This window comes from Shewanella sp. AC91-MNA-CIBAN-0169 (genome assembly GCF_040310165.1).
In the GTDB taxonomy this organism is placed as follows: Bacteria; Pseudomonadota; Gammaproteobacteria; order Enterobacterales; family Shewanellaceae; genus Shewanella.
Map to the genome: position 1 here is coordinate 20,801 of NZ_JBEOPM010000029.1, position 13,660 is coordinate 34,460.

Genomic DNA, 13,660 nt, shown 5'->3' on the forward strand with positions numbered 1-13,660 from the left:
CAATCCCTTTAAAGGGGTTAACAATAACATGCCAAGGGCCGGCATGCTATTGTTGAGCAAGCATTTGATAGAGCAAAATCTAGTTAACTGCTTAATAAAATGGCAGTTTATTTTACTTTACTTACTCGCCGTCAAACTCGCATAAACTTAACACTTCAATTCCCATACCTTGTAAGCGCTTCTCGCCACCAATTTCTGGTAATGAGATAACAAACGCAGCATGGCTCACTTCACCGCCTAATTGACGAATAAGTTTTACAGTCGCTTCAATCGTGCCACCGGTGGCTAATAGATCATCAATAACGAGCACTTTATCATTAGCATTAATCGCGTCGACATGAATTTCTAAGGTGTCTTTACCGTATTCTAAGTCATAAGTTTGGCTTATGGTTTTACGGGGTAATTTACCCGGTTTACGTACAGGTACAAAACCAACGCCGAGCTCTAACGCAAGTGGGGCACCAAATAAAAAACCACGCGCTTCAGTACCAACCACTTTAGTGAAACCTTTTGATTGATAATGAGCGACTAGAATCGCAATCGTGGCTTTATAAGCTTCTGCATTTTCAAGCAAACTGGTGACGTCACGGAACATGATGCCTGGTATTGGATAATCAGGAATGGTTTTAATGCTCTGCTTAATAAGCGCTAAACTGTCTTGGTTCATCATAATGTAGTTAACTCTATCTGAAAGTGATTACGCAATAAAAAAGTCCACGTCAATGGTGGACTCTGGTAAAAATACTGGTGTGATCTTATGCCCGTTTAATCTCAGTTGCAACAGGCATGCATTAACCAGGCTATTTATTATTCTAACTCTGGGATCCGCCACAAGAAAAATAATAAAACAAGCATCATGCACAACAACATAATTTTCACCCATATTATCGGTACAATCATAATACTAATCGTAAAACTAAGGCCGCTCATTAACATGGCTTTTCGCTTGAGAGATCGGCTCAACGCACGTTTCGATTGCCACTGAGAGATACCTTCAGCAAACCAAGGGTGATTGATTAGCCAATGATGAAGGCGATCACTAGATCGAGCAAAACAAAACGCAGCCAATAAAATAAATGGCACTGTAGGTAAAAGAGGCAGTGCAATGCCAATAATGCCTAACACTAGACTGCACAAACCAATAATGAGAAAAAATCCGCGTTTCACTGCCATATGCGCCCTCATACAAACAAAAAAACCACTCTATCCGAGTGGTTTAATAAGACAATATCATGACAGGTTAACCTGAAGTAAGCGTTAAATTAATCCTGTTGCTTTCAACCATGAAAGACTCGCGGGTAATGTTGGAATTAATAAAACCAAAATAAAACCAATAAAATAAAAGATGTTAAACGGGTCTTTAAACGGCTGACTCATGATTATTCCTAGATTAAGGTGATGTTGTGACTGCGATAACTCACGTCTTTCATTTGTTATATTATGCCAACTGCTCAGTTAGCATAGCGGACAATAGACGTGAAGTGGATCACAAAAAGTGCTTTATTTTAGACCCATCTTCACAAAATAAAAACCTTAAATATAATAAGCCTATTATGACTCGATTGATGAAATAACAATGCCCTTTTGGGCCAGTTGTTGCAATAAAGGCAAGCAACCTGACAACAAGGTGTCATTTGGCATTTGTGGATAATGCTCACTTAACCAACTTATAATGGCATCGACTGTTACACCCTGTTGAGAATGAGTCATTTGTTCAATGTAAGCTAACACTTGCGCACTTAATGGTGTTAGCTGTAAAAATGCGACGTCATCATCAGCACCTCTAAATACACAAAAAAAGTTCGCTTGTGCTGTCGGCTCTATAGGCTGGTAGTCAACACTAATATGTTGAACGTCAAAGGCATATTGCGCCACTTTGGCACAAGCTGCTAGGCATAACCTATGCTGGTTTAGTTCGATGGTATTGATCGATTGAGCTGCGGGAGTATCTGGCGCGACGGCGACACATAATTCTAACCATTCATAATGTGCTAACGGCAACATAAAAACAGGATCATCTTCTGTCATCTGGTATTCATGTTGTAAAAACGCTAAAAACTCACCGGCTATTTCAACAAATATTGGTGTCTTACAATCGTGGCTTACAAAAAATTGTTGTACTAAGGCCTGCCATTGGTCGTCCTGATATACACTTTTCAACACCGGAAACGCACTCGACACAAAACCTGCAATATTATTAAAAAATAATTCTCGATAGATTTTCATGCGCCTAGGTTCAATCCCCTCGGGCAATGGCAAACTAGGATCGCGTATATAGTGCATAAATTGTTGTTGTACTTCAATGAAACCCATTATGCCTTCCTCAATATTGACTGTTGCGTTAAGGCATTTTGTTGATACTGATGAATTTGATTAATCTCATTAAGAAGTATGTCTGTTTTAGGAATATTAAAGTCACGCTCAAGCAAGGTCGGGTGCACGCCATGTAATTGGTAACACTGCTGCAATAAGGCCCATACTGGATCGATAATATCCGCACCGTGAGTATCAACCATTAAGTCGGCCTCTTCTTCATAGTGCCCTGCAATATGCAGATAAGCGATTCGTTTGGTAGGCATAGCCGCTAAGTAAGCTGCAGCATCGTATTGATGGTTAATTGAATTAACGTAAATGTTATTTACATCAAGCAGTAATTTGCAGTCGGCCTCTTGCAGCACCGCATTAACAAACTCTTGTTCGGTCATTTGTGCACCTGGCGCCGCATAAAATGACACATTCTCTAAAATTAATGGACGCTCGAGTATGTCTTCGACTTGCTTTATCCGCTTAGCGGTATGGATGACTGCATCATCAGTAAATGGGATTGGCATCAAATCATACATATGGCCAGTCCCTGAGCAATAACTTAAATGCTCTGAATACACTTCTATATTATGCTCATCTAAAAAGCGTTTTATATTTTGTACAAAGTGACTATCAAGCGGTTCAGGACTACCAATGGATAATGAAAGCCCGTGGCAGAAAAAAGCGTGTTGGTCAGTTAATGTTTTAAACTGACGCCCAAACTTGCCGCCTAATGTCATCCAATTTTCAGGTGCAACTTCGAAAAAATTAATGGCAGATGGCACCTGCTGACAAAATTCATCCAGCATTTCACGGCGAAGTCCTAAACCAACACTAGCCTGACCCTGTGCGTTGCGATGCTGAATAGACATAATGCGTCCTTAAAAATAAAAAACAGATAAAACTAAGGCCTGAATCTCAGGCCTTAATTGCGTCAGATAAGCCAAGGCATTATCAAATAGAAGTCATTAATTATTTCTGACCGCCACACTTACCTTCACCACACTTACCTTCTTTGGCTTTCTCAGCAGACTTTTTCATGTCGCCACCACATTTGCCTTCGCCGCACTTACCTTCAGCCGCTTTCTCAGCAGACTTTTTCATGTCGCCGCCGCATTTGCCTTCGCCACACTTGCCTTCAGCCGCTTTTTCAGCAGACTTCATTTTATCGCCGCCGCACTTTCCTTCGCCACATTTACCTTCAACAGCTTTTTCTTTAGCTTTGTCGGCACCACATTTACCTTCACCACACTTGCCTTCTCCGCCATCAATTTGATAACCAGAAGTTAATTGTTGAAAACCAAATGGGTTAGCTTCTACTTGAGCAGAAAAGCCTGCAGTCATTACAACAGAACCTAATGCAACCGCTAAAGTAGTTTGTTTGATTGAATTCATAATAATTATCTTCCTATATCTTAATTGTGTATGGTGACCAACATCATTGCCGGCTTGGTTAAAGAGACCTGTAGTAAGTAAATTTTATTGCAAAAAAATTAAAAAAACGTGAAAAATGTCTATTTATTTAACACAAATACTTGTTAGGCAAGCCTCAAAACTAATGCCATGTATATTTAACATAAATACAACAAGATCGCTATCAATATGATTATTAGCAAGAATTTGTTTAGTTAATCGACAAAAAAACGCGCATAGCAATTTAGTACTGATATCAAAGAATAAACACGCTAAAATAGCGCACTTTTGACTTCAGCAAGGTGTACTGTGCGCGTTATTTTAGCTCCAATGGAAGGTGTGGTTGATGACCATATGCGTGAAATATTATCTGCCATCAATCCATTTGACCTGGTTGTGACTGAATTTGTCAGGGTCGTCAATCAACTCATACCAGACAAAGTGTTCTATAAACTGTGTCCTGAGCTACTCCATCAAGGGCTAACCGCATCAGGAACACCTGTACGTGTTCAGTTATTAGGCCAAGAACCTGAGTGGATGGCACAAAATGCCATAAGAGCTGTAGAACTAGGTTCAAATGGCGTTGATGCTAATTTTGGTTGCCCAGCCAAAACCGTCAATAAAAGCAAAGGCGGCGCAGTATTACTCCAATATCCTGAGAATATTTACAGTATCGTCAAAGCCATGCGCGACGCAGTACCGTCTGAGCATCCTGTTACAGCTAAAATCCGTTTAGGTTACGAAGATAAGTCGTTATTTATGGAAAACGCTTTAGCGGTATATGAGGCTGGCGCTACAGAGCTTGCTATTCATGCTAGAAGTAAAACCGACGGTTATAAACCACCGGCATATTGGGAATACATTACTGAGGTGAGACAGCGCCTGCCTATTCCTGTTATCGCTAACGGAGAGATTTGGAATGCCGCTGATGCTCAGAGATGCATGGATGTCACCGGATGTGACAGTATAATGATTGGCCGAGGAGCTATTTCTTTGCCTAACTTAGGCGATACCATTAAAACCGGCGCGACCCCATTCAGTTGGCAACAAACCCTAAGCTTACTTATGGCCTATACCGATAAAGAGCTCAACGGTCGTAAGTCCGATTACTACCCTTCACGGATTAAACAGTGGTTTAGTTACTTGAACCGTCAATATCCCGAAGCGGATACTTTGTTTAGAGAATTACGAATATTCAAAACTACTGAAGAAATCGTTAAGGTTCTACAGCATGCTCATAGATCGCTCATATAAGCTTCAACAACGCACCAACTATACTATTTCGGATTAAATCAACCTTGATGGAAATGTGTCATCAAGGTTATGAACCGTGTGAATCCTAAGTCATCACAAAATAGCGAAATTATCTTTTTTTGTGTTCAATCAGCTGCGATTAATTAACCATATATACGCGACAATCAATCCTAGCTTATCGCTAAGACAGACACATAACGTTGGCTGAGATGAATAAATGATAAATTATTATTCATGTTTTTATCACAGAAATCTTATCGAGAATTGATCTTCGTCATAACGCCTGCTTTATTTGTGCCTAAAATAGATTACCTACATTGGCATAGTCAGTTAAGGTTATCTCCGTTGCACAACACTCAGGACATACAGCAAAAACTTCAACAACTTGAACTTATTTTGAGGCGTGAGTTAATGCTGGTTATCAAGGATTCATTAAAAGCTACTGAAGTTGCTCATATTTCAATGGAAACCCCTCTGGTGAAAGTGATTGATTACCTACCACAAGTCAAACTAATCAATACTGATATTTTTACTAAGTTCATGAAGCTAGATGCTGCTTATTGTCAGCTTGAACTGGGTTTATATGGTCTTTGCTCTGATTGTGAAATGGACATAGAACCGCCCCGCTTAATCGCCGATCCAACAGAACAACGTTGTACCGGTTGTGAACAAAAATTCCGTCGAGAACATCGACATGAATTACGCTTAAATCACTAGATTTCTATATTATTGACATAAAAATCAACGTAATAAAAAGGCCTACAATAATGTAGGCCTTTTTATGTCAGACAATGTAGCTGTCACACTGTCTGATGTGTAGCTCAATAACTAAATCGTTATTTAGAACTTAACCGTTACGCCACCGAAGTACTGACGGCCAATAGTGTCATACACTTCAGGAACAGTACCGCCATCGCTACCGTTAGAAACACGTGATGGCTCTTCGTCGCTTAAGTTTTTAACACCAGCGGTTAAAGTAATCATGTCTGTAACATAATAAGTACCTGAAACATTATGGTACAGAATTGAATCAACATCTGTGCCTTCTGCTAAATCAGTCATCTCACCGACATAACGGTTGAAGTACATTACACTCCAAGAATCTTGACCAGCTGAAACGCTAAAGTTGTTGCGAACTTTCGCGTAAGCACCAAAGTTACCGTCGATAGTATCAGTATAATCTTGACCATCTTGCTCGAAATTAAGCAGATAAGTCATGTCATTGTTAATTTTCCAATCTAAACCTAAACCTTCAAAGTTATAGGCTAAGTTAAAGTCAACACCACTAGTATCTTGAGTACCCACGTTAGTTAACGCATTTGTTAAACTACGTAAATCACCTTCTTGTGTGATATTAAACGTTTCACAAGCAGACGCTTTACCAGCTTTACAATCGTCTAAACCAGCTTGAGTGTCTAAACGTGCAATTGCGTTATCAACTTTGAAACGCCAGTAATCTAATGTTACAGACATACCTTCAACATAGTTTGGTGAGTACACTAAACCTGCAGTGTATGATTCTGACTCTTCAGGTTTTAGATCTGGATCTGATGTACGATTAACTAATATTTGACCTGGTTGATCAGCGTCTGATAACCAAGGATCTGTTAGGTAATCGAATGAACCTGAATTACCTGCATACAATTCAGATACACTTGGAGCACGGAAACCAGTGGCTGCTACTGTACGAAGCATCAAATCATCAGTTGCTTCATAAGTTAAACCGACTTTCCAAGTAGACGCTTTACCGAATGTTGAGTAATCGTCATAACGCAGTGCAAATTCACCAGTTAACTTTTCAGTGAAAGGTACGCTAACCTCTTGGAAAAAAGAGATAACGTTGTACTCACCTTCAGTTGGATCTTGTTGTGCAGCAGTACTTTCACCAGCGACCACTATTGGATCTGGATTGTAGAAACCACTTTCACGACGATACTCAGCACCGATAGCAAAACCAACCGCACCAGCAGACAATTCAAATAACTCACCATTTAAACCAGCAGACAGAGTTTGTTGCTCGTTACCACCGTTAGCTTTCTCTGAATATCCTACAGCATCTTTTTGATCTTGAGTTAACGGAGCGCCAGAAAACCATGAATCTTGATCAGCATAAATTGAGTTGATCATATCATTTGCATTGATAGAGTTATCAACTGACGTTGACGCTTCGTTCTTACCGAAAGTGTAAGACACATCCCAGTTCATACCGGTGTGTACATCAAGTAATCCTGCTAAACCTGCAGACATACGCCATGTATTCGTATCTTGAGAATATATACGAGGACCCACATCCTTGGTACGTCTTGCATAGAACACTTGACCGTCATCATTAGCTTCAATGCCAGCCGCAGTCATGCTGCTGTCAATGGTCATACAGTTTAAAGGATCGACACCTGGTTGACCGCACACATCTAAATAAATCTGTGCTGGCTGTCCCGCTAATTGTTGGTTTGAACGGCGATTAGTGTAAATAGCATCAGCAGTTAATACGACATCATTACCTAACTCTTGTGTCATATTCGCAAACAAGCTACGACGCTCACTTGGTGTTTGATAGTAGCTATCTTGGGTATAGTCATAACGTTCATAAAGATCAGCGCGAGGAACCCAGTTACCACTAGAGTCTCTTGATAAGCCTTCCAACGTGCCTGTAGGAATAATGCCACTTGTCGCTAATTCAGTCCAATCGCGGTCTGACTGCACAATATCACGACGGTCAGAGAAAGCTGCACCAATTGTGTAGTTACCGCCATCGGTATTGAAACCGTAAAGCATACTTACGTCACCGTTTTCGCCATCACCTTTATCGGTGCCACTGCCGTTAACGTCCAACTGTAAACCTTCGAAATCTTTCTTGGTAATAATGTTCACTACGCCAGCAATCGCATCTGAACCATAAACAGCTGAGGCGCCGTCTTTTAAGATCTCAACACGTGCAATCATTGCTACTGGAATAGAGTTCAAATCAACAGAGCTATCTGCACCTGAACCTGAGTTAACCATACGGCGGCCATTCACTAGTACTAAAGTACGTGCTGCTCCCATACCACGTAAATCAACTTGTGCTACACCATCTGCACCGTTGTTTGTGCTAGAACCAATAGCAGCACCAGCCATTGACGTTTGAGCTTGAAGTAGTTGGTCAACTGAAGTGAAACCTTCTGCGCGAATAGCTTCTGCAGAGATAATGGTAACTGGAGAAGCCGTTTCCATGTCTTGACGCTGAATACGAGAACCGGTGACTTCGATTCTTTCAACTTTCTGCTCATCGGCAGCAAATGCTGCTGAAGAAAATAAGCCTGTTGTCGCGACACTTGTTGCTGCTACTGCTAGTAAACTACGGCGAATTGCCTTAGCAGTTAATGTGACTGAACTCATGAATAAACTCCCTATAACTTGATATAAAATAAAACAAGTCGTTATATTTTTAATTATGAATAATTGGTCATTGCCGATTATTGAAAAACATTATTAATGAATAAAAAACCTTTAGTCAATAAGGGCAACATGTGAACAACATCACATTTAACATGTGGATTGATAATTAATTTGACTTAAATCGATTCATTTAAAATCAATAAGTTACCGAATTTAACGGCATTTATCAAGATTGTTAACATTTTAAACCGCAAATAAAAATACAAATTAAAGACCATAAAAAAACAAATAAATACATATTGAAATACAAAAACGAAACACAGATAACAATTTAAAAACAATTGATCACAAAATGCATCAAAAATTAATTTTCAATATTTTAAATAAAATAGATTATTTGTCGTAAAAAACGTCAGAATGACATTTCAATATTACTGAGTATTTATTCAGAAAAGTAACTTGTTAGCATTTTTATAGACTAAATCTATTCAAAACGACCTTAATATCGGTCCTGAGAAGTCCTGTTTATTAAACGGCAAAAAAGCCTGTTTGGTGATATTTAGTATAAGATTAGGAACTTTCTGACGGAGTACAAATACCTTATTTAACACTATATCAACACACCAATTCGCAATATTATTGTTAATTAAATGTTGTGTTTTTAGTCAACGCAATACGGTGAAATAGTCGATTTAAACACGAAGAAGTCGTTATCAAACAAAGTGCTCAATATCTGAAGAGCGGACACAAAAAAGGAGCCGAAGCCCCTTTTTTATCAACTTACAGCAACGATTAACGAGTGCGTGGGCACACTTCGTCAGCGCTGAAGAAGTAAGCAATTTCGCGTGCCGCTGATTCAACTGCATCAGAACCGTGAACTGCGTTTTCGTCGATGCTTGCAGCATAGTCAGCACGTAAGGTGCCACGAGCAGCTTCAGCTGGGTTAGTTGCACCCATGATTTCACGGTTAGCTAGAACAGCGTTTTCGCCTTCTAACACTTGAACCATTACTGGACCAGAAGTCATGAAAGAAACTAAAGCACCAAAGAAAGGACGTGCGCTATGTTCAGCGTAGAAACCTTCAGCTTGTTCTTTAGATAGTTGTACCATTTTAGAAGCAATGATCTTAAGACCAGCTGATTCAAAACGGTTATAAATAGCGCCAATGTGGTTTTTAGCAACTGCATCTGGCTTGATAATAGAAAATGTGCGTTCGATCGCCATAACTAGCTTCCTTAATGTGAGCAAGTTTAAAAAATTCGCGCGGATTATACGTAATTTAGCCATATATTCCTAGCCTTATCCGCTTTTACGGTGATATTTCATCACTAAATTGAGTCATTTTTATTAACATGACCCAATTTCTGCTCTTTGGTAATCGCTAAATCTTATTGTGCTGACTTGATGGACTTGTTGGCATTCTTTTCCATAAAGCCAATAATGGCGTCGGCAACGTCTTTTTGAGTCGCTTTTTCAATGCCTTCTAAACCAGGAGATGAGTTGACCTCCATCACAACCGGACCATGGTTAGAACGTAATAAATCAACCCCAGCAATATTTAACCCCATTGTTTTTGCAGCGCGAAGCGCGACTGATCGCTCCTCCGGAGTTAATTTAACCAAAGTAGCACTGCCGCCACGATGTAAATTAGAACGAAACTCACCCGGCTTTGCTTGGCGCTTCATCGCAGCAATCACTTTATCGCCCAGCACAAAACAGCGAATATCAGCGCCTTGTGCTTCAGCAATATATTCTTGCACCATAATATTGGCTTTGAGTCCCATAAAGGCCTCAAGCACGCTCTCTGCAGCTTTGCGGGTTTCAGCTAATACCACGCCAATGCCCTGAGTACCTTCTAACAATTTAACCACTAATGGCGCACCGCCGACCATATCAATCAAATCAGGGATATCGCTGGGTTTATTGGCAAAACCAGTGATCGGCAAGCCAATACCTTGACGTGATAACAGCTGCATTGAACGCAATTTATCTCGTGAACGCGCTATTCCAATTGAACCATTAACCGCATACACACCCATCATTTCAAATTGACGTAATACTGCAGAACCGTAGAAGGTCACTGAAGCACCAATACGAGGGATGACAGCATCAAAATGCCCCAGATCTTTACCCGCCATATGAATGCTAGGTTTGGTCATATTGATATTCATATAGCACTTTAATGGATTAATAACTTTGACTTCGTGTCCGCGGGCGACAGCAGCTTCAACTAAGCGTTTAGTAGAATATAATTGCGGGCCTTGAGACAGTATTGCGATGCGCACAGAGTGCTCCAAAATTGGAATTTTCGCGCATCATACGCTGAGTTTATTTAAAATCAATGACTGGAATGACCACAGATAAAAAAAGAGCCAATCTAGCAAGATTGGCTCTTTTTTTTGTGATCAATTACCCGCTATAAATGGGAATATTGATACGCTAATACTTCGGCAAACACTAACCTTCGCTGACCATATTGACTGTGTATTTAGGAATATCGATAATCATATCGCAATCCACCACTTTAGCTTGGCAAGATAAACGACTTTCAGGCTCAAGTCCCCATGCTTTATCTAGCATGTCGTCTTCTAGCTCATCACTTTCGTCAAGCTGTTCAAAACCTTCACGCACAATGACATGGCATGTAGTACAAGCACATGACTTTTCGCACGCATGTTCAATATGAATACCGTTACGCAGCGCAACGTTTAAAATGGTCTCACCCACTTCTGCTTCAAGTACTGCGCCATCTGGACAAAGTTCTTGATGGGGTAAAAATACTAACTGTGGCATCATTTCACCTATATGTTGTCGACCGACTGCCCTTTTAGCGCCGCTCTAATAGAATTATCCATACGTCTTGACGCAAAATCTTGGGTTTTATCATCGAGATTTGCAATCGCTTTTTCAATGGCATCAATATCATCTTGCTGTGCTACGGCATCAAGTTGGGCAATCGCAACGACTAACTCTTCGCGTTCTTGCTCATCTAGAAGCGCTGCATCTTTTGCCAAAGCAGCATTAAGCGATTCGATCACCCGCGCCGCTTCAACTTTTTGTTCAGCCAGCATACGACGAGTAATGTCATCTTTAGCATACTTCATCGAATCTTTTAACATGGTGGCTATTTCAGTATCAGATAAACCAAATGACGGTTTAACTTGAATCGATGTCTTAACCCCGGTGGACTTTTCCATCGCGGTAACACTAAGCAAGCCATCAGCATCCACTTGGAATGTCACCCGGATATGTGCAGCACCTGCCGCTAGAGGCGGAATACCGTGTAAGGTAAAACGGGCCAATGAGCGACAATCATCAACGAGTTCACGCTCACCTTGCACCACATGGAATGCCATGGCCGTTTGACCATCTTTAAACGTGGTAAACTCTTGTGCGCGAGCAACGGGAATAGTGGTATTACGAGTAACCACTTTTTCAACCAGGCCGCCCATGGTTTCAACACCTAGGGATAATGGAATCACATCTAATAGTAACAAATCCGATTCAGGCTTATTACCAACAAGAATATCTGCTTGAATCGCGGCACCAATAGCAACAACACGATCAGGATCGATTGATGTCAATGGTGTCTTTTTGAAAAAAGTTTCAACTTGTTCACGCACCAATGGCACGCGAGTTGAGCCACCGACCATGACGGTTTCAATAACCTCATCCACACTCACGCCAGCATCACGTAAAGTACGACGACAACTGCCGATAGTTTTTTTCACCAACGCGCCAATTAACTCGTTAAGTAAGCTTTTATCGACAATGCAGGTTAATGTCTTTTCAGCCATGACGACAGAAGCTTCAACGCTGTCATTGTCAGTCAACGCTTCTTTAATTCGGCGAGCTTCAATCAGTAATTGACGTGCTAATTGACTGCCTGGTTCTGTTATCTGCCATGCCTGTTGTAAATGGCTCACGAGTAAGTGATCGAAATCATCACCACCCAATGCAGAATCACCACCTGTGGCTAACACTTCAAATACGCCACGGTTTAATCGTAAAACCGAGATATCGAAAGTACCGCCGCCCAAGTCGTAAATGGCAATCACACCTTCTTGCTTTGAATCTAATCCATAAGCAATGGCTGCAGCAGTGGGTTCGTTCAATAAACGTAATACTTTAACACCCAATAATTCAGCAGCATCTTTGGTGCCTTGACGTTGTGCATCATCAAAATACGCAGGTACGGTAATCACCACACCTTCTAATTCACCACCTAATGTGGTTTCAGCTCGCGCAATTAAAGGTTTTAAAATTTCGGCAGACACTTGAATAGGATTAACTTGTCCCATCGGCGTAGTAAACACTGGCAAACCGTTTTCACTCGCGTGTAATGCGTAGGGTAAACGATGTACACCAGACTGAATATCAGTGAGGCTACGTCCCATAAAACGCTTCACCGAAACGATGGTATTTTGTGGATCTAAAGCTGATTTTTCTTGAGCTTCATAGCCCACTAACACATTGGTTTCGCCATAATGCACCACAGACGGCAATGAATGACGACCTTGCTCATCAGGCAAAGTTAATGCTTGAGCACTTCTTACCGCAGCAACAAGTGAGTTGGTGGTACCAAGATCAATTCCAACCGCAAGACGATGCTGGTGCGGTGCGGCGCTTTGGCCAGGTTCTGCAATTTGCAACAGTGCCATAGTGTTCCAACTTGTTGTGTTATCGATTAGCCAAGCTAATCATAAATAATAAGGTTTAGAATTTAGGGCCAATTAGTCGAGCAAGCCATCTTCAATACGGGCTAACTCATCATGTAATTTTGCCATAAATTTTAGCTTACGAATTTGATCTGCCGCTAATAAAGCATCTGAACTTTCATCACTAATCAATAGCGTCGCTAGCTTAGTGAATAATGTTGACTCAAATTCAGCAAACGAATCATACAGTTCATCAATTGATGACTGTGGTTCACTACTATCTTTGATGTCTTCAAGTGCTTCACGCCACTCCATTTGCTGCATCAAAAATGCACCATCTTTCAATGTTGTGGTTTCATGACTTAATTCAATTCCGCGCAAGCTCAACATATGTTCAGCACGGCGTAAGGGATTCTTTAACGTTTGATAGCCATCATTAACTTGTGCAGTACGCTGTACTGAAAGGAGCTTTTGTTGCTCGGTATCATTAGCGAATTTATCGGGATGAACCGCCCTTTGCAGGTCGCGATAGCGCTCTGCAAGTAAGGCGGTGTCGATATCAAAGGCAGGTACTACATTAAACAGGTCGAAATAATTCATGGGCAGATATCATGCTTACTGTTTGATATAAAACGGCTTAATTAGGTGAACAA

The 13,660-nt window shown here is 40.8% G+C and carries 13 protein-coding genes; 2 read left to right on the forward strand and 11 right to left on the reverse strand.

Going from position 1 to position 13,660, the window contains the following annotated elements; all coding sequences use genetic code 11:
- Positions 1-121: 121 nt before the first annotated feature.
- From apt to AAEY98_RS19165, 5 genes are all read right to left on the reverse strand, one after another.
- Positions 122-673 carry an adenine phosphoribosyltransferase gene (gene apt, locus AAEY98_RS19145; RefSeq protein WP_101088153.1) on the reverse strand — a complete coding sequence of 184 codons (552 nt, stop codon included), beginning with the start codon at positions 671-673 and terminating at the stop codon, positions 122-124.
- A gap of 134 nt (positions 674-807) precedes the next feature.
- Positions 808-1,173, reverse strand: coding sequence for a YbaN family protein (locus tag AAEY98_RS19150; RefSeq protein ID WP_101088151.1), 366 nt, complete (start codon positions 1,171-1,173; stop codon positions 808-810).
- A 378-nt stretch (positions 1,174-1,551) separates the two neighbouring features.
- Complete coding sequence (locus tag AAEY98_RS19155) at positions 1,552-2,313, reverse strand: HvfC family RiPP maturation protein (protein ID WP_351018905.1); 762 nt, start codon at positions 2,311-2,313, stop codon at positions 1,552-1,554.
- Entirely contained in the window at positions 2,313-3,176 is an 864-nt protein-coding gene (locus AAEY98_RS19160; protein WP_351018908.1) for an HvfB family MNIO-type RiPP peptide maturase, read from the reverse strand. Before AAEY98_RS19160 ends, AAEY98_RS19155 begins: the two co-directional genes overlap by 1 nt.
- Before the next feature lie 100 nt (positions 3,177-3,276).
- Positions 3,277-3,699: an HvfA family oxazolone/thioamide-modified RiPP metallophore gene (locus tag AAEY98_RS19165; RefSeq protein WP_182751156.1), complete on the reverse strand. Its 423-nt coding sequence runs from the start codon at positions 3,697-3,699 to the stop codon at positions 3,277-3,279.
- 327 nt (positions 3,700-4,026) lie between these two features.
- On the opposite strand from AAEY98_RS19165, the gene dusC reads away from it, so the two are divergent.
- Entirely contained in the window at positions 4,027-4,971 is a 945-nt protein-coding gene (dusC, locus tag AAEY98_RS19170) for a tRNA dihydrouridine(16) synthase DusC (RefSeq protein WP_101088143.1), read from the forward strand.
- Positions 4,972-5,316: 345 nt separating this feature from the next.
- Positions 5,317-5,688: a TraR/DksA C4-type zinc finger protein gene (locus tag AAEY98_RS19175; RefSeq protein ID WP_157822830.1), complete on the forward strand. Its 372-nt coding sequence runs from the start codon at positions 5,317-5,319 to the stop codon at positions 5,686-5,688.
- A 123-nt stretch (positions 5,689-5,811) separates the two neighbouring features.
- On the opposite strand, the gene AAEY98_RS19180 is transcribed toward AAEY98_RS19175, so the two are convergent.
- The 6 genes from AAEY98_RS19180 to hscB form a co-directional block, all read right to left on the reverse strand.
- The gene (locus AAEY98_RS19180; RefSeq protein ID WP_351018913.1) at positions 5,812-8,349 is read right to left on the reverse strand and encodes a TonB-dependent receptor plug domain-containing protein; all 2,538 of its coding nucleotides are present in this window, start codon (positions 8,347-8,349) and stop codon (positions 5,812-5,814) included.
- 792 nt (positions 8,350-9,141) lie between these two features.
- Positions 9,142-9,573: a nucleoside-diphosphate kinase gene (gene ndk, locus AAEY98_RS19185; protein WP_041413046.1), complete on the reverse strand. Its 432-nt coding sequence runs from the start codon at positions 9,571-9,573 to the stop codon at positions 9,142-9,144.
- A 164-nt stretch (positions 9,574-9,737) separates the two neighbouring features.
- The gene (gene rimK / locus AAEY98_RS19190) at positions 9,738-10,634 is read right to left on the reverse strand and encodes a 30S ribosomal protein S6--L-glutamate ligase (RefSeq protein ID WP_101088137.1); all 897 of its coding nucleotides are present in this window, start codon (positions 10,632-10,634) and stop codon (positions 9,738-9,740) included.
- Between the two features lie 172 nt (positions 10,635-10,806).
- The gene (gene fdx / locus AAEY98_RS19195; RefSeq protein WP_101088135.1) at positions 10,807-11,142 is read right to left on the reverse strand and encodes an ISC system 2Fe-2S type ferredoxin; all 336 of its coding nucleotides are present in this window, start codon (positions 11,140-11,142) and stop codon (positions 10,807-10,809) included.
- Between the two features lie 8 nt (positions 11,143-11,150).
- A complete protein-coding gene (gene hscA, locus AAEY98_RS19200) occupies positions 11,151-13,010 on the reverse strand; it encodes a Fe-S protein assembly chaperone HscA (protein WP_351018916.1) in 1,860 nt (619 codons plus the stop codon).
- A gap of 72 nt (positions 13,011-13,082) precedes the next feature.
- On the reverse strand, positions 13,083-13,607 hold the full coding sequence (gene hscB, locus AAEY98_RS19205) for a co-chaperone HscB (protein ID WP_101088130.1): 525 nt from the start codon (positions 13,605-13,607) through the stop codon (positions 13,083-13,085).
- Positions 13,608-13,660: the final 53 nt, after the last annotated feature.

Bases quoted from the DNA above. Each gene is read 5' to 3' on its own strand.
- AAEY98_RS19150 (WP_101088151.1), bottom strand. From the start codon at position 1,173: ATGGCAGTGAAACGCGGATTTTTTCTCATTATTGGTTTGTGCAGTCTA.
- AAEY98_RS19155 (WP_351018905.1), bottom strand. From the start codon at position 2,313: ATGGGTTTCATTGAAGTACAACAACAATTTATGCACTATATACGCGAT.
- AAEY98_RS19160 (WP_351018908.1), bottom strand. From the start codon at position 3,176: ATGTCTATTCAGCATCGCAACGCACAGGGTCAGGCTAGTGTTGGTTTA.
- AAEY98_RS19165 (WP_182751156.1), bottom strand. From the start codon at position 3,699: ATGAATTCAATCAAACAAACTACTTTAGCGGTTGCATTAGGTTCTGTT.
- AAEY98_RS19180 (WP_351018913.1), bottom strand. From the start codon at position 8,349: ATGAGTTCAGTCACATTAACTGCTAAGGCAATTCGCCGTAGTTTACTA.
- ndk (WP_041413046.1), bottom strand. From the start codon at position 9,573: ATGGCGATCGAACGCACATTTTCTATTATCAAGCCAGATGCAGTTGCT.
- fdx (WP_101088135.1), bottom strand. From the start codon at position 11,142: ATGCCACAGTTAGTATTTTTACCCCATCAAGAACTTTGTCCAGATGGC.
- hscA (WP_351018916.1), bottom strand. From the start codon at position 13,010: ATGGCACTGTTGCAAATTGCAGAACCTGGCCAAAGCGCCGCACCGCAC.
- hscB (WP_101088130.1), bottom strand. From the start codon at position 13,607: ATGAATTATTTCGACCTGTTTAATGTAGTACCTGCCTTTGATATCGAC.